The 20,957-nt window shown below is 54.9% G+C and carries 21 protein-coding genes; 14 read left to right on the plus strand and 7 right to left on the minus strand.

The annotated features are described in order from the left end of the window. The first annotated feature begins 28 nt into the window (after positions 1-28). From HP572_RS05070 to HP572_RS05095, 6 genes are all read left to right on the plus strand, one after another. On the plus strand, positions 29-556 hold the full coding sequence (locus HP572_RS05070; protein WP_240584945.1) for an iron transporter: 528 nt from the start codon (positions 29-31) through the stop codon (positions 554-556). A gap of 154 nt (positions 557-710) precedes the next feature. Further along, positions 711-2,108, plus strand: a complete 1,398-nt coding sequence (locus tag HP572_RS05075; RefSeq protein ID WP_240585695.1) for a Fe-S-containing protein — start codon at positions 711-713, stop codon at positions 2,106-2,108. Between the two features lie 2 nt (positions 2,109-2,110). Further along, a complete protein-coding gene (locus HP572_RS05080) occupies positions 2,111-3,400 on the plus strand; it encodes an ABC transporter permease (RefSeq protein WP_240584946.1) in 1,290 nt (429 codons plus the stop codon). Next, positions 3,390-4,529: an FtsX-like permease family protein gene (locus HP572_RS05085; protein ID WP_306417416.1), complete on the plus strand. Its 1,140-nt coding sequence runs from the start codon at positions 3,390-3,392 to the stop codon at positions 4,527-4,529. The genes HP572_RS05080 and HP572_RS05085 overlap by 11 nt, the downstream gene beginning before the upstream one ends. Positions 4,530-4,533: 4 nt before the next feature. After that, on the plus strand, positions 4,534-5,250 hold the full coding sequence (locus tag HP572_RS05090) for an ABC transporter ATP-binding protein (protein ID WP_010285208.1): 717 nt from the start codon (positions 4,534-4,536) through the stop codon (positions 5,248-5,250). Continuing rightward, the gene (locus tag HP572_RS05095; protein WP_174869314.1) at positions 5,237-5,734 is read left to right on the plus strand and encodes a TlpA disulfide reductase family protein; all 498 of its coding nucleotides are present in this window, start codon (positions 5,237-5,239) and stop codon (positions 5,732-5,734) included. Before HP572_RS05090 ends, HP572_RS05095 begins: the two co-directional genes overlap by 14 nt. 36 nt (positions 5,735-5,770) lie before the next feature. Here HP572_RS05095 and HP572_RS05100 read toward each other — a convergent pair whose 3' ends face one another. Together HP572_RS05100 and HP572_RS05105 are read right to left on the minus strand one after the other, a co-directional pair. Then, positions 5,771-6,766, minus strand: coding sequence for a DMT family transporter (locus HP572_RS05100; protein ID WP_240584947.1), 996 nt, complete (start codon positions 6,764-6,766; stop codon positions 5,771-5,773). Between the two features lie 248 nt (positions 6,767-7,014). Beyond that, on the minus strand, positions 7,015-7,854 hold the full coding sequence (locus tag HP572_RS05105; RefSeq protein WP_240585696.1) for an AraC family transcriptional regulator: 840 nt from the start codon (positions 7,852-7,854) through the stop codon (positions 7,015-7,017). 486 nt (positions 7,855-8,340) lie between these two features. Between HP572_RS05105 and cbl the strand changes: the two genes are divergently transcribed. Continuing rightward, positions 8,341-9,294, plus strand: coding sequence for an HTH-type transcriptional regulator Cbl (gene cbl / locus HP572_RS05110; RefSeq protein ID WP_010285215.1), 954 nt, complete (start codon positions 8,341-8,343; stop codon positions 9,292-9,294). Here cbl and HP572_RS05115 read toward each other — a convergent pair. After that, a complete protein-coding gene (locus tag HP572_RS05115; protein WP_240584948.1) occupies positions 9,282-9,488 on the minus strand; it encodes a hypothetical protein in 207 nt (68 codons plus the stop codon). The genes cbl and HP572_RS05115 overlap by 13 nt on opposite strands. 300 nt (positions 9,489-9,788) lie before the next feature. Between HP572_RS05115 and gltP the strand changes: the two genes are divergently transcribed. Then, positions 9,789-11,105 carry a glutamate/aspartate:proton symporter GltP gene (gene gltP / locus HP572_RS05120; protein ID WP_039287555.1) on the plus strand — a complete coding sequence of 439 codons (1,317 nt, stop codon included), beginning with the start codon at positions 9,789-9,791 and terminating at the stop codon, positions 11,103-11,105. Positions 11,106-11,180: 75 nt separating this feature from the next. On the opposite strand, the gene HP572_RS05125 is transcribed toward gltP, so the two are convergent. The 4 genes from HP572_RS05125 to HP572_RS05140 form a co-directional block, all read right to left on the minus strand. Further along, positions 11,181-12,284, minus strand: a complete 1,104-nt coding sequence (locus tag HP572_RS05125) for an iron-containing alcohol dehydrogenase family protein (protein WP_240584949.1) — start codon at positions 12,282-12,284, stop codon at positions 11,181-11,183. A 117-nt stretch (positions 12,285-12,401) separates the two neighbouring features. Continuing rightward, entirely contained in the window at positions 12,402-13,268 is an 867-nt protein-coding gene (locus tag HP572_RS05130; RefSeq protein ID WP_240584950.1) for an ABC transporter permease, read from the minus strand. Further along, positions 13,228-14,094 (minus strand): ABC transporter ATP-binding protein, encoded by an 867-nt coding sequence (locus tag HP572_RS05135; protein ID WP_240584951.1) that lies wholly within the window; start codon positions 14,092-14,094, stop codon positions 13,228-13,230. Before HP572_RS05135 ends, HP572_RS05130 begins: the two co-directional genes overlap by 41 nt. Before the next feature lie 54 nt (positions 14,095-14,148). Next, positions 14,149-15,171, minus strand: coding sequence for an ABC transporter substrate-binding protein (locus HP572_RS05140; protein ID WP_240585697.1), 1,023 nt, complete (start codon positions 15,169-15,171; stop codon positions 14,149-14,151). 319 nt (positions 15,172-15,490) lie between these two features. Here HP572_RS05140 and HP572_RS05145 point away from each other — a divergent pair, with 319 nt between their 5' ends. From HP572_RS05145 to HP572_RS05170, 6 genes are all read left to right on the plus strand, one after another. Beyond that, entirely contained in the window at positions 15,491-16,513 is a 1,023-nt protein-coding gene (locus HP572_RS05145; RefSeq protein WP_240584952.1) for a malate/lactate/ureidoglycolate dehydrogenase, read from the plus strand. 64 nt (positions 16,514-16,577) lie between these two features. Beyond that, the gene (locus HP572_RS05150) at positions 16,578-17,591 is read left to right on the plus strand and encodes a glycine betaine ABC transporter substrate-binding protein (protein ID WP_240584953.1); all 1,014 of its coding nucleotides are present in this window, start codon (positions 16,578-16,580) and stop codon (positions 17,589-17,591) included. 6 nt (positions 17,592-17,597) lie between these two features. Continuing rightward, on the plus strand, positions 17,598-18,371 hold the full coding sequence (locus HP572_RS05155; RefSeq protein WP_205551229.1) for an ABC transporter permease: 774 nt from the start codon (positions 17,598-17,600) through the stop codon (positions 18,369-18,371). Continuing rightward, a complete protein-coding gene (locus HP572_RS05160) occupies positions 18,368-19,171 on the plus strand; it encodes an ABC transporter ATP-binding protein (protein ID WP_240584954.1) in 804 nt (267 codons plus the stop codon). The genes HP572_RS05155 and HP572_RS05160 overlap by 4 nt, the downstream gene beginning before the upstream one ends. Positions 19,172-19,192: 21 nt before the next feature. Beyond that, positions 19,193-20,206, plus strand: coding sequence for a D-cysteine desulfhydrase (locus HP572_RS05165; RefSeq protein WP_240584955.1), 1,014 nt, complete (start codon positions 19,193-19,195; stop codon positions 20,204-20,206). Further along, the gene (locus HP572_RS05170; RefSeq protein ID WP_240584956.1) at positions 20,203-20,919 is read left to right on the plus strand and encodes an aspartate/glutamate racemase family protein; all 717 of its coding nucleotides are present in this window, start codon (positions 20,203-20,205) and stop codon (positions 20,917-20,919) included. The genes HP572_RS05165 and HP572_RS05170 overlap by 4 nt, the downstream gene beginning before the upstream one ends. Positions 20,920-20,957: the final 38 nt, after the last annotated feature.

Genomic DNA, 20,957 nt, shown 5'->3' on the forward strand with positions numbered 1-20,957 from the left:
AGGGACGACTGAGATGAGGATGGGTTTGATGAATATGCAAAAAAATCTGATTGCGGGTGCCGTTATTGCCGGTATTTTCACTGCGCCTGCCGCGCTGGCGTTTAAAGAATACCCAGCAGGTGAGCCTGTTTCCATGAACGAAATGGAAATTGCCGCTGTTTATCTGCAACCTATCGATATGGAACCGCGTGGGATGGGCCTGCCTGCTGCGAAAGCGGACATCCATCTGGAAGCTGATATTCACGCCGCTGAAGGTAACAAGAATGGCTTCGGTGCCGGCGAGTGGATGCCGTTCCTGACCATCGCTTACACCCTGACTAACACCGATACCGGTGCGAAGCAGGAAGGCATCTTCATGCCGATGGTGGCCAGCGATGGCCCGCACTACGGTGCGAACATCAAAATGATGGGCGTGGGTAACTACAAAGTGACTTACCACATCGATCCGCCATCAAAAGCCGGTATGCACCGCCACACCGATGGTGAAACGGGCGTAGGCCGCTGGTGGAAACCGTTTGATGTCAGCTTTGACTTCAAATACGTCGGCTTAGAATAAGGTCTTCTGTCCGCGATGTTCTGTCGCGGCCATGTTCACGCCTCTGTGGGTCGTTATCGCGGCTCGCAGAGGCGGCGATTTTTCGGTTCGTGTACTGATGCCACCCGGGATCACGCTCAACCAACGCACCTGCAACGTGAAGTATGACGAGAATATGAGTTATTTCTTTATCACGACACTTCAATCCTTCCTGCCGATAGCGCTATTGCTGGGGCTGAACTGGAGCCATCGTTCCACGCCGACGGTTAGATCGCTGGGTTGGACCACGCTGCTGGCGCTGTTCGCCGGTACGTTTATTGGCGTGCATTTTCCTAACGGGCAGGCGTTTCTGCTGGGCTTTACGGCGCTTCAGGCGCTGGCCTTGATCCTGTTTCTTGCCTGTCAGTGTTTTTCCCACCCGCGTATTGGCTATCTGTGGCAGGCGCTGCTGGTGGCGGGCGCGGCGGTGCATTGGGGCAACGATCCCAATCTGACCGCGCTGACGACCACTCATGTGGTGAATACCGATCTGCTGCTGAATTTCAGCGCCGTGCTGCTGGCGTTTGGCTGGCTGGTGTTCTGTGCCGCGCTGTGCGGCATGATCGTGCGCCGCATTCGTTTACTGCGCTGGCCATTGCTGGCGCTGCTGGTCGCACTTCTGCTGTTGCCGATAAGCGGCAACTTGCTACTGCTGTTGATGAAATTACAGGTGCTGGGGCTCACCAAGCCGCGCTTGAGCTATGTGGCACACGTCACCAACAGCGCGTATTTATTAAATTACCTCAGTGCATTGTTCATGGCTGCGCTGGCTGTCGGGCTGGTTTGGCCGCTACTTCATGCGCGTCGCCAGATGCTGGCCACGCATGAGGCGATTGAAAAGCGTAAAGCGACGGCAGGCTATCGCACGCTGCGCCGCACGCTGTTGGCGACGGTCACGGCGCTGTTGGTGGTAGTGCTGGCCCAGCTCTATTGGGACAAGGTCGCGTCGCAGCCGCCTCGTCTGTCGGAAGCACAGCCGGTGACGCTGGCGGCCGATGGCAAAGTGCATATTCCGATTGAGCAAGTGCGTGATGGCAAGCTGCACCGCTTCGTGTGGATTGCTGATGACGGCAAGGCCGTGCGCTTCTTCATCATTAACCGCTATCCCGATCGCCTGCGTCTGGGCGTGGTGTTTGATGCCTGCTTGCTGTGCGGCGATCAGGGCTATGTGATGGAAGGTAATCAGGTGATTTGTGTCGCCTGCGGCGTGCATATTTTCATTCCTTCTATTGGGAAGGCGGGCGGCTGTAATCCGGTGCCGATTGAAGGGTGGAGCAACGACGATAACGAACTGGTGATTGGACGAGCGTCACTGGCGGCAGGTACTAACTACTTCTCGACGGTGGTATCGATGGAGGTTATCGACCCGGTTGATGGCTCCAAACTGACTAACGTGAGTGCAGAACATAAATATCGCTACGGCGGTAAAACATACTTCTTCTCGTCGGAGGCCAACTACAACCGCTTCCGCGAAAGTCCCGCGAAATTTGCCACTGCCAAAGCGGCGGCTGACGAGCAGGCTGAGGGGGAATAATCATGCTGTGGCGACTGTTACGTCAGTCCTGGCGCAGAAATATTCGGCGTAAATCGCTGGCGGTGCTGACCGTGTTTTTGGCAGCGGGACTGATCTCCGCGCTGCTGGCGGTGTCTATCGACATCGGCGACAAAATGGCGCGCGAGCTGAAGTCTTACGGCGCGAATATTTTGATTGAGCCAGCAGGGCAAGCTGCGCTACCCGCGCTGTTTGGCGAGCGCAGTAACCCGCTGGAAGGGCAAGATTTCCTCGATGAGGCCGAGTTGCCGAACATCAAAGATATCTTCTGGCGTAATAACATTGTCGGCTTTGCGCCGCTGTTGAGCGGTGATGTTGAGATCAAGGGACAGCCGGTTGCCGTGCTGGGCACCTTCTTTTCTCAGCCTGTCGCGGTGCCGGATGAAGAAGACTATCGCACGGGACAAATGACCGTTAGCCCTTACTGGCAGGTGGCCGGGCAGTGGCCGCAGGAATCGGTGACGACGGACAATGTGGCGCAAACGCTGGTAGGAAAACAGCTGGCGGCACAAACGGGCTGGAAAGTCGGGGATAAACTCGCGCTGCACGGCGCAAAAGGCGACGCAACGGTAGAGGTGAGCGGCATTCTGAGCAGCGGTGGTGATGAAGAAAGCCGTCTGGTAATGCCGCTGGCAACGGTGCAATCGCTACTGGGGTTGGCCGGTAAAATTCAGGCGATCCGCGTATCGGCGCTGACCGTGCCGGAAAACGAACTGTCGCGGCGGGCGCGGGAAAATTTGGAAGCGCTGAATGCCGAAGAGTATGACCTCTGGTACTGCACCGCGTATGTCTCTTCGATTGCGCACCAGTTGGAAGAAGCCATTTCTGGCTCGGTGGTGCGTCCTATCTGGCAGGTCGCCGCCTCGGAAGGTGTGGTGATCGACAAGATTCAACTGCTTCTGGCGGTGGTGACCTTCGCCGCGTTGGTGGCGGCAGCGATGGGGATTGCCTCGCTGATGACCAGCACCATCATGGAACGGGCCAAAGAGATCGGGTTGATGAAAGCGCTGGGTGCACGTCAGTGGCAGATCATGCTGCTGTTTTATCTCGAAGCGGCGCTGAGTGGACTGGCTGGTGGGATCGCGGGCTGTGTCGCAGGCTGGGGGCTGGCTAAAGCCATTGGCCTGATGCTGTTCGGCGTACCGTTGAGTTTCGCGTGGATTGTTATCCCTTGTGTGCTGGTGATCTCGATGCTGATCGCCATCATCGGAACGTGGTTCCCGGCGCGCCGGATCGCCAAACTTTATCCGGTGGAGGTGCTGTATGGGCGCTAACGGCTGGATGAACAGTATGTTCTGGCGGCTGGTGTTCCGTGCGCTGCGGCTGCGTATGCAGCGCGTCAGCGTGGTGTTCGCGGCGCTGATGGTCGGGGCGGCGATTGTGACGGCGATGTCTGCCGTCTATTTCGATATTAACGCCAAGATGAGTCAGGAGCTGCGCACCTTCGGCGCGAATTTTTACATCGGTCCGGCGCGAGGTAATACGATCCCACAGAGTACGTTTCAACCGATTATCGACAACGCACCGGCTGGGTTAATCAATGCGTCCAGCCCTTATCTGTACGGTATGGCGCGTACGGAGCTGGAGAAAGTGGTGCTGATGGGCGTGTGGTTCGAATCGCTGCGACAGCTGGCACCGTACTGGCAGGTCACGGGTAACTGGATTGGCGTCAGCTTCGATGACCGTAATGCCATGATCGGGGTGAAGCTGGCGGAACGACTGAACGTCAAAGTCGGCGACAGCATCACGCTAGTGGGCGACGGCGGGAAGCAGCGGTTGCAGATCAAAGGCATCGTGGAATCCGGCGATGCGACGGACAACATGCTGATCGTGAATCTGGAACTGGCACAAAAGTGGCTGGATAAAGAAGGCGCGATCAGTAATGCGCTGCTGAGCGTCAGCAACGATTTGGGGCAGGTCGATCGCTTTGCCGCCCAGCTCCAGCAGCAGTATCCGCAGTTGGAGATCCGCCCGATCCTGAAAGTGTCGGCGTCGGAAGGTCAGGTGCTGAATAAAATCAAGGGGCTGATGGGGCTGGTATCGGCGGTGATCCTCGTGCTGTCTTCGCTGTGTGTGAACACGACGCTGATGGCGATTGTCGGCGAACGTGCCCGCGAATTCGCGCTACAGAAAGCGCTGGGGGCGAGCGGACGAGACATCATCCGGCAGATGCTGGCGGAAACCGGCATTATCGCGCTGGCGGCCGTGTTATGCGGTTTGCTATTGGGCTATCTGCTGGCACAGGTGCTGGGGATGGCCGTATTCAATGCGACGATCTCGCTGCGTTTGCCGGTGTTCCCGCTCACGCTGGCGCTGTCTCTGCTGGTTGCTGCCGTCGCGGCAGTGGTTCCTACTCGGCGGGCGATCTACGTCGAACCAGCCAAAGTCTTGAAAGGAGAGTAGTTCGATGTCTGTAGAGGTGAACGCGCAGGAAAGGGCGCAGGCCGCGGAGGCGGTGATTGAAACTCGCCAGCTCTATAAACGCTTTGGTCAGGTTACCGCGCTGGAGAACATCAATATCCGCATCGCACGCGGCGAGTTCGTCGCCATCATGGGCGCATCCGGCTCGGGTAAAACCACGCTGATGAATATTCTCACCTGTCTGGATACGGTGAGTGAAGGGCAGGTATTGCTGGACGGCGTCGATGCCGCTGGGCTGGATGAAGAAGGGCGACGCCAGTTCCGGGCCGATAAAATTGGGCTGGTATTCCAGCAGTTCCACCTGATTCCATTCTTGACCGCATTGGAAAACGTCATGCTGGCGCAGCACTACCACAGCGTGGTGGATGAAGCGGCGGCGCAGCGCGTGCTGGAACAGGTTGGGCTGGCGCATCGCGTCGATCACTTACCGAGCCAGCTTTCCGGCGGTGAGCAGCAGCGTGTGTGTATTGCCCGCGCACTGGTGAATGAGCCTCCGGTGATTTTCGCCGATGAACCGACGGGGAATCTGGATGAAGAGAATGAACGGCGGGTGCTGGATCTACTGAAAGATCTGCATCGGCAGGGGCGCACCATTGTGATGGTGACGCACAATCCTGAGCTGGGGCGGTTTGCTGACCGCATTATCCGCCTGCAACACGGCAAGTATTTCGGTGAAGAGGTGAATCATCATGAAATGGCGTAACGGGATTACCGCACTGTGCCTGCTGGGCGCAGTGGCGTTAAGCGGCTGTAAGGAAGAACAGGTGAGCGTCGGGGCGCAGGCACCGGCGCTGGCGGCCTACGATCTGGCGGGGCAGCAGGTAGAACTGTCGCGCTGGCAGGGGAAAAGCGTGTACCTGAATTTCTGGTCGTCGGGCTGTGGCGGCTGCATGGTGGAAATGGGCGCGCTGGAGAAGCTGAGCAAGGAGTATGGCGATAAAGTGGTGGTGGTGGCGGTTAACACCGATCCTGACGGCGTAGATATCACCTCGATGCTGGCACACCACAAGGTGACCTATCCGGTGGTGCGCGATCAGTTGGGCATTACCAAAGAGCGCTATCAGGTCAGCGGCACGCCAACCTCGTTTATTATTGATGCCAACGGCAAGGTGACCGATCAGCATCAGGGGGCGAGAGATGAAGCACAGCTGACCGCGCTGTTTCAGAAGCTGGCAAGCCGGACATAAAGACCGGCTTATTTCCACAGCCTCTTAGGCGTGCGTTTATTCGGTTCGTGAAGCCGGCATCGGGACTTCTACCACCGTTGATTTTTTCACAACGACAGGTTCCGGTTTCACCCGCATAGCGTAGATCACCCCGACAATCAGGCAGGTGATGCCGCAGAGCGTTAGCAGCGGCGGCCAGGATTGCCGGATGATGAAGGCATAGGTCAGCCCCGCCAGCGTTTCAAACACAATCAGCGGCCCTACCAGCACCGTCGGCAGGCGCTGGCTGGCTTCGTTCCAGAACAGCGTACCGATCCACGAACAAAACAGCCCAATCGCCAGCATCAGCGGAATGAAAACCTCAGGCCGTGGGCCGAACGGCTGCGTAAAGGTGCTGTCCGTTAGCGCCAGATGGCCGCACACCAGCAGATAACCCAAGAACGCCAGCGGTAGCGTGACCAGCCCCTGCGCTGTAGCCCAGGTGGTCGGCGTATTGCCTTTGTGGTCGCGCAGCCAGCGGGCGTTGCGCAGCGGATACCAGGTCCAGCAAACCACGGCGAGAAACGCCATCGCAATCCCACTGGCGTAACGCCATAAATCGAATTCGACGGTGGTTCCTTTCAGTTCCGCAATATTGACACAAACTAGCCCAGCCGCAATCAGCAGCAGCGAAGGCAGCAGCCGACGCCAGGCCACGCGGCCATCGTGCTTGCTGTACAGCACATTGGCGGTAACGGAAATCACCACGGGCAGGGTGCCGATAATCATCGTTGAGATCGGTGCGCCCGTGCGCTGAATCGCGCTGGCGAGCAGAAAGTAGTACAGCAGATTGCCGATGATGGTGAGCTTCGTGGCCTCCAGCCAGTCGCTGCGGGTTAACTGGCGCAGACGACGGCGATCGAGCCACGCCAGCGGTAAGGCAATCAGCCCAAAAGCCAGATAGCGTCCGGTGGACTGCAAAGCCGCAGAGTAGTCCGGTACGATCAATGGCCCAACGAAAATCAGCCCCCACATCAGTCCGGCGGCAAGCGCAAATAAAACCCCTATCAGCATGATAAACCCGTTTGTTCACAATAGTGCATCGCACCAGTCTAGGGGGAGTCGGTGTCGAATGATTGTAGGATATTGCTGTTTATTCCCGTCATACTTCAAGCTGCTTGTGCGTTGGCTGCCCTTACTCACCCCAGTCACTTACTTGTGTAAGCTCCTGGGGATTCGCTCGGTTGCCGCCTTCACGCAACTCGAATTATTTAGGGTATATCATCTGTGGGGTAACGATGACGGCATGCGTGCTGAAAGCGTTAGCGCTGAACCGGATACACCTGCTTTTGGTAGCGGATGGGCGTGACGCCATAGCGTTGGGCGAAGGTGCGGGTCAGATGCGCCTGATCGGTCAGCCCGACGGCGACGGCGACGGCGACATGCGCGGCAGCCATGCCACGTGTCAGCATCTGTTTGGCTTCATACAACCGGATCGCCATCAGCATTTGGTGCGGCGTGACGTGAAACTGAGCTTTGAACTGGCGCAGGAAATGATACGGGCTCAGGGAAACCAGCGCCGCCAGCTCTTTTAAGGTAATCGTATGGGCGAAATTCTCGCGCAGATAGGCTTTCACCACATCAAAGCGGTGCAGCGGCTCAATCCTCTGGCGCTGGGCAATGTGCGCGTGAGGTCGGAAAAGCGCAATCAGCGACAGCAGCAGGCTTTCACTCGCCAAGGGATCGGTCGTCTGCCACAGCGCGGCCAGCGTTATCGCCAGCTGGCGTGCAGTTGCGGGATCGTGGCGCACGACGTCGGTAAACCACCAGCCTTTCTCACCGGAGACGCTCTCCAACACATCGGGTGGAATGTAGATCATGCGATAGCGCCAGCCGTCTTCCGTCGCGGATTCCCCCGTATGTAGCTCATCAGGGTTCATCAACACTAACGAATCGACAGGCGCAATATGCTTGGCGCCACGATAGCGGAATCGCTCCGCACCGTCGTCGATGGTGCCGATACCAAACGCCTCATGCGTGTGTGGCTCAAAGGCATAACGGCAGATATGCGCGTGGTAAAGTTCAATGCCGGGCAGCGTCGGCAAATGCCGGAACTGGGCATAGTCTCTTTCATCGGTAAAGTGTTCCGGTACGCCCTGCATGCTGCTACCTCGTCTCTGATCCTGACCTTCATCATAGCAGTGATATACCCGTAATACTTCAAGTTGCATGTGCGTTGGCTACGTTCACTCACCCGAATCACTTACTTGTGTAAGCTCATCGGGATTCCCTCTCTTGCCGCCTTCCTGAAACTCGAATTATTTGGGGTATAGCACGTCAGCTTGAAGTCGTGCGTTCTATTTAGCGTGTACGGTAATAGCGAAAACAGAGAATAAAAGCGCTGAGATAAATAGATCAGAAAGGCATAAATCATAGCGAAATGGTTGATTAACGGTGTGCGCGTGGCAATAGTGATTTTTTATAACTATTTGATTCTACTATTTATCTCTATTCCTTGTTAGATAAGATAGCGCGGCAGACATACCGTTAGTATAAAAAAATATAATCAACTCCATTTGCTTATTTGTTCTGGCTCTCATTACTTGCATCAATATTGCTATCTGTAATAAAGGACAAGGGAGTGAAAGGTGAACTTTCAGCAACTGAAGATTATTCGTGAATCAGCACGGTGCAATTACAACCTGACCGAGGTGGCGAATACGCTGTTTACCTCTCAATCCGGCGTGAGCCGCCACATCCGTGAGCTAGAAGAAGAGCTGGGGATTGAAATCTTCATCCGTCGTGGCAAACGCCTGTTAGGCATGACCGAACCGGGAAAAGAGCTGCTGGTAGTAGCTGAGCGCATTCTGAATGACGCCAGCAATATTCGGCGGCTGGCGAATGTCTTCACCAATAACGACACCGGCCAGTTGGTGATCGCGACCACGCATACGCAGGCGCGTTACAGCCTGCCGCCGGTGATTAAAGCCTTCCGCTCTCTGTATCCGCAGGTGCGTCTGGTGCTGAATCAGGGCACGCCGGATGAAATCGTGGCGATGCTTCATTCCGGTGAGGCCGATATCGGTATTGCCAGTGAGCAGTTGATTAACGATCCCTCGCTGGCAGCGTTCTCCTACTATCGCTGGCACCATTCGGTAATTGTGCCGGAGCACCATCCGCTGACGCAGGAGCCGGTGATTACGCTGGAAATGCTCAATGCGGAGCCGTTAATCACCTATCGTCAGGGGATTACCGGTCGTTCGCGTCTGGATCGCGCGTTTCAGGCGGTGGGCATGTCGCCGGATATTACGCTGAGCGCGCAGGATTCAGATGTGATTAAAACCTATGTCGAGCTGGGGCTTGGGGTGGGGATTGTGGCCGATATGTCATTCGATCCAGTGCGAGACAAAGGTCTGGTACGGTTGAATGCCGAGCATTTGTTTGAAGCGAACACGGTTTGGCTGGGGTTAAAAAAGGGTCAGTTACAGCGTAACTATGCCTGGAAATTTATTCAGCTGTGTAATACAGAACTGTCGCTGGATGACATTAAAGATAAGGTGTTCTCGGATAACGATGAAGCGGTGATTGATTACCAAATCTGACGGATAGCGCGCTTTCCTAACCCGATGCCCAGCCAGCGTTTTTCTGACTGGGCAGGTGTTTTTCTTTCGATTTTGTCGCGATTTTTTGTATCGCGATACCCGCCGTTTTCTGTGCTCGATTCAGCATAAATATGGTTTATCGTGCCGATAATCTGCTTGATCTGATCGTGCTGGAATAGTAGCATTCCCGCCATAACAATAACTTATGTCTGAATTTTTGTTAAGCGATACAAATACTTGTGCGTTTTTATTGAATAATTATGTTAATGATTTTGGTATCGCACTAGAACATTTACCCTAAATAATTCGAGTGGCAGGACAAAACGTGTGCGTTTTGAATACCGCACATGCAGCTTGAAGTATGACGGGGTAATCCATCAGACATCCTTCTCACTAGTCAGTCACCTCCACGTTGATTTTTTCGGTTCGTATTGCGCCGGAGTCGCGCTAGCGCCATGTTTGTGATGGCGGGGAGTTTAAAACGGAAAATGACGATGAAAACACAAAAAATCAGCCTTGCCTGGCAAATCCTTATCGCGTTGGTTCTGGGTATTGCACTCGGTGCCGTACTGCATGAACAGCAAGAAAGCCGCCAGTGGCTTATCAGCAATATTCTTAGCCCCGCGGGCGACATCTTTATCCGCCTGATTAAAATGATCGTTGTCCCGATTGTTATCGCCACGTTGATTGTCGGGATTGCAGGCGTAGGGGATGCCAAAAAGCTCGGGCGTATCGGCTTCAAAACCATCCTCTATTTTGAAATCATCACGACGGTAGCGATTATCCTTGGCATCACGCTGGCGAATGTCTTCCAGCCGGGTCACGGCATCGACATGTCGACGCTGACCGCTGTTGATATCTCGCAGTATCAAAAGACCACCGAGCAGGTGCAGAGCGGTTCGCACAGTCTGGTGGGGACGGTGCTGTCGCTGATTCCGCCGAATATCTTCGCCGCGATGGCACACGGTGACATGCTGCCGATTATCTTCTTCTCGGTATTGTTTGGTTTAGGGCTATCTTCGTTGCCGAAAGATCACCGCGAACCACTGCTGAACGTCTTCCGCGGCGTGTCGGAAACCATGTTCAAGGTGACACACATGATCATGCGTTATGCGCCTGTTGGGGTGTTTGCGCTGATTTCCGTCACGGTGGCCAACTTCGGTTTTGCGTCGCTGTGGCCGTTAGCCAAGCTGGTTATGCTGGTTTATGCCGCGATTTTCTTCTTCGCGCTGGTGGTGCTCGGTATCGTCGCACGTCTGTGTAAGCTGCGTATCACCATCTTGATCCGTATTCTCAAAGATGAACTGATCCTCGCGTACTCCACCGCCAGTTCCGAAACCGTGCTGCCGCGCATCATCGAAAAAATGGAAGCCTATGGCGCGCCGAAGTCGATTACCAGCTTTGTGGTGCCGACCGGTTACTCCTTTAACCTCGATGGTTCTACGCTGTACCAGAGCATTGCGGCGATCTTCATCGCGCAGCTGTACGGCATTGAACTGTCGATTGGGCAGGAAATCGTGCTGGTACTGACGCTGATGCTGACGTCTAAAGGCATTGCCGGCGTACCGGGCGTGTCGTTTGTCGTACTGCTGGCTACGCTGGGCAGCGTCGGTATTCCGTTGGAGGGTCTGGCATTTATTGCTGGCGTTGACCGTATCCTCGACATGGCACGTACCGCGCTGAACGTGGTTGGGAATGCACTGGCGGTGCTGGTCATTGCCAAGTGGGAAAACCAGTTCGATGAGCAGAAAGCGCGGGCCTATGAGCGTGAGCTTAAAGGGATAAGCACGCAGCCTGCCCAGCAGGGATAATCCCGAACCTTTTCAAGTAGCCTATGCAACGGGCGCGTCGAGTGATCGAGGCGCCCGTTTTTTCTTAATCCACCGTCATGCAGCATGGCTATTTATCACACCAGTCTCTAACGTTTGCGTGCGCCACAGCGCCTGTTGGATTCGTTCGGCATCCGTGGCGAAAGGCAGACGTGAGGCAATTTTCGGTGCGATTTTCACGTGCTGCGCGATGTTTTCCACTAGCTGTGGGCGTTCATTCAGACCGAGGGCGCTTAGCGTTATCGGGCTACCGTAGCGGCGCAGTTGGGTGAAGAGTTCTTCGCGATCAGCGTCGCTATCGTGTTCCAGAAAGGCCTGTGCGGCCAGACCAAAACCTACTTTCTCACCATGCAGCCAGTCGTGTAGTTCCGGCAGGCGCGTCATGCTGTTGTGAATGGCATGGGCAACGCCGATGCGTGGTACCTCATCTTTCATGCTGTTCGCGACGCCCGCTAGCGCGATAACGGCATCGATCACACGGCGCAGCGCTGGCGTGACCAGACCTTGTTCGTTATCCACGATGGCCTGTTCGCCATACGTATTAAATGTTTCCACAGCCAGTTTCGCCGCCTGCGCTTTAAGCGCTAACGCCAGCCCGTCATCGCCGTGACGCAAATAAGGTTGGAATTCATACCACTTCGCCAACGCATCCACGATACCGGCTTTGAGATAACGTGAAGGGCTGTGAGCGATGATCTCGCTGTCCACCAGTACCCACACCGGTAACCGCGTCAGCGGAAAGGGGCCGTTGTGCGCACCGCTGTCGCTGTATATTACGCTGATCGGTGACCAGGCGGCGCAGGTAGCGGCAATGGTGGGCACGGCAATGACAGGCAGCTGTCCCAAAATGTCGCCGACAGCTTTGGCGACATCCAGCACGCGCCCGCCGCCAATGCCTAAAATCAGTTCCACGTTGAAGGCACGCGCCTGTGCAGTCATCGCTTCTATTGCGGGTTTGGTGCAATCACCCGGCAAAAATTCGATCTGATAGCGTAAACCGTGCTCATTGAGGCTGTGTTCGACAGCATCTGCCGTCGTTTTCCATGCCTGTGGACTGGTAATAATCAGTATTGTGCTGGCGTAAGGAGCCGCATAGTCGCCGACAGAACGAATGACGCCGTCACGATTCAGATAGGTTTGTGGCGCTTGTATTGCAATCATGGTCGCGATCTCTCATCTCTGTGGGGAAAGATAAATCAGTTGTAACAGCGATATCGAGCGCCACAAAAGAACAATTCTGGCTATCAATGGCTAGATTTCGCATAACCAGAATGGTGTTTAGCGCTGCATTCCCCAGCGTTTCACCGTGACCTTTTCGATGGTGGAAAACACCAGCCCTTCAACCAGTAGTCCGATGATGATGACGGACGCCAGTCCGGCGAAAACGCGGTCGGTGTAAAGCTCGTTACGGTTCTGGAAGATGTACCAGCCCAAACCGCCATTGCCGCTGGAGGCACCGAACACCAGCTCAGCGGCTATCAGGGTGCGCCAGGCAAACGCCCAGCCGATCTTCAGACCGGAGATAATCGATGGCAGCGCAGCCGGAATCAGGATGGCATTGATGTAGCGAAAGCCTGTCAGGCCGTAGTTGCGGCCCGCCATACGCAGCGTTTCCGAAACGCCGAGAAAGCCGGAATAGGTATTCAACGCCATCGGCCACATCACGGAGTGGACGAGAACGAATACCAGACTCTTTTCTCCCAGTCCAAACCACAGCAGCGCTAACGGCAGTAACGCAATCGCAGGGAGCGGGTTGAACATGGAGGTTAAGGTGCCTAAGAGATCGCGTCCGAAACGGGTGGATACCGCCAACGCGCTGAGGGCCAGTGCCAACAGGCTGCCAATGATATAGCCTTTTAGCAATGTGCCGAGGGAAATCACCATTTTATGTGGCAGTTCGCCGCTGGCGAGATCGTCGCGAAATGCCTGAAAGGTTTGCAGGAAACCCGGCAGCATCAGATCGTTGTTTTGCCAGCGTGCGGCGAACTCCCACAGCAATAGCAGCCCTGCCAACAGTATCAGCTTACGAATCCAGGTCTGATTCCACAGGCGCGTGGTCAGCGGCAGAGGCTGGGTGAGTGTGAAGTCTTTCAGCGGCGCCAGTTCACGCTGATACTCGGGCCGCACGGGGGGCTGGATGCTCATAAGATTTACCTTGCGTAGAGGTGACGGGTGAAGGCACGTCAGTATCCGTTGGAAAAAGAAGATGGTGAATACGCTGTGCGGTGGTTTGAAAAGCTTCACTGCCCTGATCGCTCAGCGCGAACTGATGGCAGTTGATTTCCGCTCGCACACGACCCGGATGCGGTGAGAGCAGCAAGATCCGGCTGCCGACGATCAGCGCTTCCTCTATCGAGTGGGTGACAAACAGCAGCGTGAAGCGCACCTCTTCCCACAGCGCCAGCAGTTCTTCCTGCATTTTGCGTCGGGTCAGCGCATCCAGCGCGGCGAACGGCTCATCCATGAGCAGCACTTTAGGCTGCATGGTCAGCGCCCGCGCGATGGCGACGCGTTGCTTCATTCCACCGGATAACGTATGCGGATAGGCATCGGTAAATTTCGCCAGCCCAACTTTATCGAGAAAATAGCGTGCACGCTCCTCGGCTTCGGCTCGCGTTGCCTGACGGCTGGCAACCAGCGGAAACAGCGTATTTTCCAGCACGGTTTTCCACGGCGGCAGTTGATCAAATTCCTGAAAGACCATGATGCGATCTGGGCCCGGACGTGTGACTGGCTGACCCTCAAGGCGGATTTCGCCGTCTACCGGAGACAAAAAACCGCCGATGGATTTGAGCAAGCTGGATTTACCACAGCCTGAAGGCCCTAAGAGTACAAAGCGCTCGGCGGGAAAGACGTCGAAACTCACATCATGGGTGGCGCGAACCAAACTGCGACGGGTTCGATATTCCAGTCCGACGCCATCAACCTGCAACAGCGGCTGGGCGACGATATCGTGGGAGCGGTGTGTCATATTGTTCTCCTGCGTAGCGACGAGATGCTTGTCGAATGGGGTGGTGCTGACCGCTTAGCTACCCGGTTGGTCGTGGATTTCAGCAAAGAAATAGTCTTTCCAGGAGGCAGCTTTGTTTTTCAGCACGCCAAGCTGCTGCAACTTTTCGGCATAAACGTAGGTGCGTTCTGGCGTGATAGTGAAATCGATTTCGGGATCGGCGACGATGCGTTTGACCAGTTCAGGATCCAGCTTCGATTTTTCTACCCGAATATAGGTTTCTGCCGCTGCGGCTTTATCTGCTTTGATAATCTGGGATGCTTCTTTCAGCGCCTCATAGAAGGCGCGGTAGGTTTTTGGGTTTTCATCATGGAATTTCTGCGTGGTGTAGAGCACGTTGAACGTTGCCTGACCGCCCAGCACGTCATAAGAGCTTAGAATCTTGTGCACATTGGCATGTTCCAGCGCCTGATATTGGAACGGTGGGCTGGAAAAGTGAGCATTGATTTCGGAACCGCCGGCGATAAGCGCCGCGCTGGCATCGGGATGTGGCAGGCTAACAGAAATCTTATCGAAACGTTTGAAATCTTCCGCGCCGTAGAGCTTCGCGGTTTCGATTTGCAGCGTGCGGGACTGGAAACCTACGCCTGCCGCAGGCACGGCGATACGGTCTTTATCGCTCAGATCGCGGATAGATTTCACCGCTGGGTTATTGCTGAGTAAATAGTTGGGCATGGAGCCGAGAGAGGCGATGGCTTTCACATTTTGGCGACCCTGCGTGCGATCCCATACGGTCAGCATTGGAGGAACCCCCGCGGAGGCCACATCCAGCGCGCCGGATAGCAGCGCTTCGTTAATCGCCGTCGCACCAGAAAGTGTACGCCAGTCTACCTTGATATCCAGGCCCTGCTGCTTACCGTGCTTTTCTATCAGGTTCTGGTCGCGCACCACATCCAGAATCAGGTAGCCAATGCCAAACTGCTGCGCAATGCTGATTGTGCCTTCCGCACTGGCGCCAAAGGCCGTTAGCGTCAGGCCGAACAGGGCAGCAAGGTGTGTGAAACGTGTCGATTTTTTCGCGGGGAGTGAGTGATTCATCATTGTTGTCTCATTTTTAATAGTAATAGAATCGGTAATAAAGTAGCTCAGAGCCATCATTTATTATTTCAATAAATAATGCGTAATAAAGGTGGTGTGAAAGAAGGCATCCTATTTTCTTGGTGCGTCACTGATAAAGTGTTTTTTGGAATAAGTTAGAAGAAAGGTGTTTTTAATTGGTGATGAATAAGGGAAAACAAGTAAATAACCACCTTAGCTAAATATTCGCTATAGATAGTCTTATTTGTCAGTTATGGATAAAAATCGGCGCGTTATAGTGGCGTTAGTGTTAATTGTCATTTTTTATACCGAGAAAAATATGCCTGTCTTTACTCATCATTATTTACGCGATTATTTACGTGACCGCCTGACAGAGAATGACGTCGACGCATCAATTGCAGAAACGGTGGCGGATAATCTCGTTGAGTCCAGCCTGAAAGGGCATGACTCGCACGGCGTCAGTATGTTGCCGCGCTATATCGACGCCATGCGGGAAGGCGGGCTTTCGCCTCACGCACTGGCGGAGAAAACGCTGGATTTCGGTCCGCTGATTTCGTTTGACGGGCAGCAGGGCTTCGGGCAGGTGGTCGCGAAGCAGGCATTGACGGAAGGCATTGCGCGTGCGCAAACACACGGTCTGGCGGTGGTAAGTTTAGCTAATGCACACCATTTGGGGCGTATCGGCGCGTGGGCGGAACAGGCCGCAGAAGTCGGGTTGGTCTCGCTGCATTTCGCCAACGTGTATACCAAACCGGTGGTGCTGCCGTGGCAGGGTCAGCAGGCGCGCTTCGGGACGAACCCGTTCTGTGCCGGGATTCCGGTTGAACATGACGATCCGGTGATTTTGGATTTTGCTACCAGCGTGATTGCGGGTAATAAAGCGCGTATCGCCTGGAATGAGGGCAAATCGGTCGCGCCCGGCTGTATCGTCGATAACGAAGGTAATCCGACGGTCGATCCCCGCTGGCTGATGGAACAGCCTTTGGGCGCGCTGTTGCCGTTTGGCGAGCATAAAGGATCGGGGCTCTCGTTGGTTTGCTCTTTACTGGGGGCGGCGCTTACCAGTGGGAAAACTGAGCGTACGGCGAAAGGCGAGGGCAAGCAGATTATTAACAGTATGCTGTCGATTTTAATCGATCCGCAGAAATTAGGCGGGGCGGCCACCTATCAGCAGGAAATACCTGCGTTATTAGAATGGGTGCGTCAATCCCGTGATGATAATGAATTATTACTGCCGGGCGATAAAGAAAAGCAAATCTATCGCCAGCGGCAGGAGAACGGTATTTTTGTCGATGATGTCAGTTGGGGGCAACTCTCTTATTTAAATAAAAAAGTGGCCTGAAGGATTAATTAATAATTTATTAACTTATTTAACTGGTTGTTTATTTAACTCCATAGGGGAGATAATGAAAAATAAATTGAGTGTTGTCGGCATCGGTGGATTGTTATTAATCACGACATCTGTACTGGCGGCGGAAAAACATCCTGATGAAGTGCGCGTGGCCTACAGTGGCGGTTCGCAGGTATTAGTCTTAGCCAAAGCCGATGGTTCGCTGCAAAAAGCATTGGGTGCGCCAGTAAAGTGGGTGCAGTTTGCTTCTGGTGCTGATGCACTGAATTATTTCGCCAGTAATGCAATAGATATCGCCAACTTTGGTTCCAGCCCGGCGACAGCCGGTATTGTCAGGAAACTGCCGGTGGAGATCGTCGGTGTATCTGGTGTGATCGCCACGTACGAGCGTCTGATTGCCAAGTCTGGTATCGCCACGCTGAAAGATATCGAAGGTAAGCGTGTCGCCTATCCGCCAAATTCCACAGCGCAGTACGCGCTGGAAGCGGCCATCGCGGTGAATAAACTCGACCGCAGCAAGATTACCCTTATTCCGCTACGTCCGGCTGAGATGGTGGCGGCATGGAAGCGTGGCGACATTGATGCAGGCTACGTCTGGGCACCATTCGCGCAGGAGCTGGAAGCCTCCGCCGGACATGCGATTTTTGCGACCAAAGATCTGCAAAAAGATGGCTATCTCATTTACAACAACTATGTAGTCAGAAAGGCTTTTGCCCAGCAGTACCCTGAAACGGTGGCGCGCTTTCTGCGGGTACACCAACTGAAAGTGGATGAGTTCCGTCAGGACCCGGAAAAAGCGGCGGCGATTGTGGCAAAAGAAGTCGGTGCGCCCGTTACGACGGCAACCAATACGCTGTCAGGGCTGGAATACCCGACGCTGGAACAGCAGGCGACAGCACAGTGGCTGGGTGACGGTAGCAACACCGATCGCAGCGGTATCGGTCAGGCAGTCGCAAAAACAGCGCATTTTCTGGAGAGTATCGGCGAAGTTCGCCAACGCGATATTCCTGCATCGTTCGCCGACTCCATTAATTCCTCTTATTTGAAGCAGGCTGCGAAAGGGAATTAACGGGTCGTGAAAAGAACGTCTTATGTATTATTGAGTATCACTTCTGTGGCGGCGGTGCTCGCGTTGTGGCAGTGGGCGGGGGCGCAGCAGTGGGTGGATCCGCTGTTGCTACCGCCACTGTCAGACATCATCCTGACCGCTGGGGAACTGGCGCAGGATGGCTATCGGCAGGTGCCGCTATGGGAACATATTGCCGTCAGCGTCGCTCGGGCGCTAGGCGCTTTCAGCGTCGCCATTATTCTTGGTGTCCCGCTTGGCCTGTTGATGGGGCTATCGCCTCCGATTGCTGCCGTTTTTAACCCTTTCGTTCAGTTTCTCCGGCCACTGCCTAAAATCGCACTGATCCCGCTGGCGGTAGTGTGGTTGGGCATCGGTGAGGCATCCAAATTTTTCCTGATCTTTATCGCGACTTTTCTCAGCGTCGTGGTGGGGGCTTGTGCCGCTGTTGAGCGCGTGGAACGTTCCCGTATCCGCGTCGCACAAACGCTCGGCGCCAGTCGCCGACAGATCTTTTTCCACGTCGTTTTGCCCGATACGCTGCCGGAATTGTTCACCACGGTGCGACTGGCTATTGGTATCGGTTGGACATCCTTGATTGCGGCGGAAATGGTTGCTGCCACTTCGGGGATTGGCTGGATGGTCATGAACGCCAGCGCTTATCTGCGTACCGATATTGTTATGTTGGGCATTTTATTATTAGGCGGCATTGGCTATGTGCTCGATCTGTTATTGGTTGGTGCGCAGCGCGTCTTCGTGCCGTGGGCGGGTAAATCATCATGACAGAACCTTCTCAGCCCGTTGCGCCACACATTGTTGTGGAGCACGTTAGCCTCACATTTCCGTCACAACGCGGCCCGCTAACGGTGCTGGATGACGTTTCTCTCCAGATCGCCAAAGGTGAATTCGTGGTGTTGCTGGGTCCTTCTGGCTGCGGAAAATCAACCATTCTCAACATGATCGCTGGTTTTGACGCTGCGGATAAGGGGCGCGTGCTGTGCGGTGATGAAGTTGTTCGTCGTCCAGGCCCCTCGCGCGGCATGGTATTTCAGCAGGCCAACTTATTTCCCTGGCTCACCGTGCTGGAAAACGTGACGTTTGGACCACGGATGCAGGGCGCAAATAAAGCCCAGCTCCAGCGTGAAGCAGAAAATTATCTGGCGCTGGTCGGGCTGGAAGGATTCCAACAGCACTACCCCTGGCAACTCTCTGGTGGAATGAAACAGCGGGTTGCGCTGGCTCGTGCCTGGCTTCCAAATCCCGAGGCGTTGCTGATGGACGAGCCGTTTGGAGCGTTGGATGCACAAACCCGTTTGATGATGCAGGAACTGCTGCTATCTGCCTGGCAAAAAACCGGCACCACGCTGTTATTTGTCACGCATGACGTGGACGAAGCGCTGTTCTTGGCTGACCGGGTATTGGTGATGTCCGCGCGTCCCGGTCGTATTGCAGAAGCGATCCCGCTGCCATTTGGCCGCGAAAGAGACATTGAGACGCTGGCACGGCATCCTGACTACGCCGCATTGAAGCAGCGTATTTTACATCGCGTTCGTGAAGAAGCGCGTCGTCACCTTAATCTGTAATCCGAATTTCAGGAGAATATTATGCACCTTGCCCGATTCCCCCGTTTGTCTCTGGGCCATTTTCCTACGCCGCTGGAGGCGTTACCGAACCTATCTGCCTATCTGGGCGGACCGACGATTTATATCAAACGCGACGATGCTACAGGGCTGGCAACGGGTGGGAATAAAACCCGCAAACTGGAATTCCTGCTCGCCGATGCGCAACAGCAGGGCGCGGATATCATTATCACGCAGGGCGCGACGCAGTCTAACCATGTACGACAAACCATTGCGGCGGCGACAAAGCTGGGGCTGAAAACCAAAGTACTGCTGGAAAAGCGCGTGGAGGACTACGGCGATGACTACCAGCGTTCCGGCAATGTGCTGCTGGATCATCTGCTTGGTGGTGAAATTGTCGATCATCTGCCCGCTGGAACGGACATGCAGCAGGCGATGGAAACGCTGGCAGCATCACTGCGTAAAGAAGGATTGAAACCTTATGTCATTCCCGGCGGCGGCTCCAGTCCGGTAGGCGCACTGGGCTATGTCGCCTGCGCGGAAGAGTTGTTGTTTCAGTCCAGCCAGCAGCGTCTGCGCATCGATCATATTGTCCATGCGACGGGTAGCACGGGAACACAGGCGGGATTGGTGACTGGACTGACGGCAACACACAGCCAGATTCCCTTGTTAGGCATCAGCGTCAGAGCGCCGAAAGCGAAGCAGGAAGAAAATGTTTACGCATTAGCGCAGCGTACCTGGCAACTGCTCGGTATTCCGGGTGAACTGCCGCGCCGTGCTGTGCAGGTGAACAGTGACTACGTCGGTAAAGGGTATGGCATTCCAACCGAAGGAACGCTGGAGGCACTCAGGCTGCTGGCGCAACTGGAAGGGATTCTGCTCGATCCGGTCTATTCCGGCAAAGGTATGGCGGGGTTGATCGACCTGATTCGTCAGGGACATTTTCGCGTCGATGAAAACATCGTCTTCATCCATACCGGCGGGTCGGCTGGGCTGTTTGGTTACCGTCAACTGTTCGAACAAACGGCCGCACAATGAGTTTGCCGCTGATTGGTGTGCTGGGTGGTATGGGGCCGCTGGCGACGGTCGATCTGCTGCATAAAATCATTGAAGAAACACCAGCCAGCCGCGATCAGGATCATGTGCCAGTGGTTGCCTGGAATGTGCCGCAGATTCCAGATCGCCAACAGGCGCTGGCAGGAGCGGGCGAATCCCCATTGCCGATGCTTTTGCATGCCGTTCGGCAGCTTAATCGCTTGTCAGTCAGCCATATCGTGGTGCCGTGCAATACGGCACACCACTGGTTTGATGCGCTGGCGGAGGAAAGTCATGCACCGCTGGTACATATTGCTGATGCCACGTTACACGCCATCACACTGCCTGCGGAGGCAAAGAAAGTACCGCGTAAAATCGGGCTGATTGCGACTCACGGGACGCTAAATGCCGGATGGTATCAGCAGCGTTTTGCCGCGCAGCAAGGTGCCGAAACGGTGGTACCGAACGAGCAGGAAATGACGACACTCTTCGTGCCGGGATGCTATGCGGTAAAACGCGGAGAATTACAGCACGGTGGACGCTTGCTGGATCAGCTTGCTGCGCAACTGGTAGCACGAGGTGCAGAACGTCTGGTGCTGGCCTGCACGGAAGTTCCTCCTGCACTGGAGACGGTATCATCACGTTGGCGAGGTATCAGCATCGATCCGACACGAGCACTGGCACAGGCCTGCGTTCGTATTTGGTTGCAAAGATAAAAAATGCATAGTGCGTTTTTCAACGTCGTTTGAGACGA

Origin of the sequence: Pectobacterium sp. PL64, assembly GCF_022477975.1 — a bacterium.
Taxonomy (GTDB): Bacteria; Pseudomonadota; Gammaproteobacteria; order Enterobacterales; family Enterobacteriaceae; genus Pectobacterium; species Pectobacterium jejuense.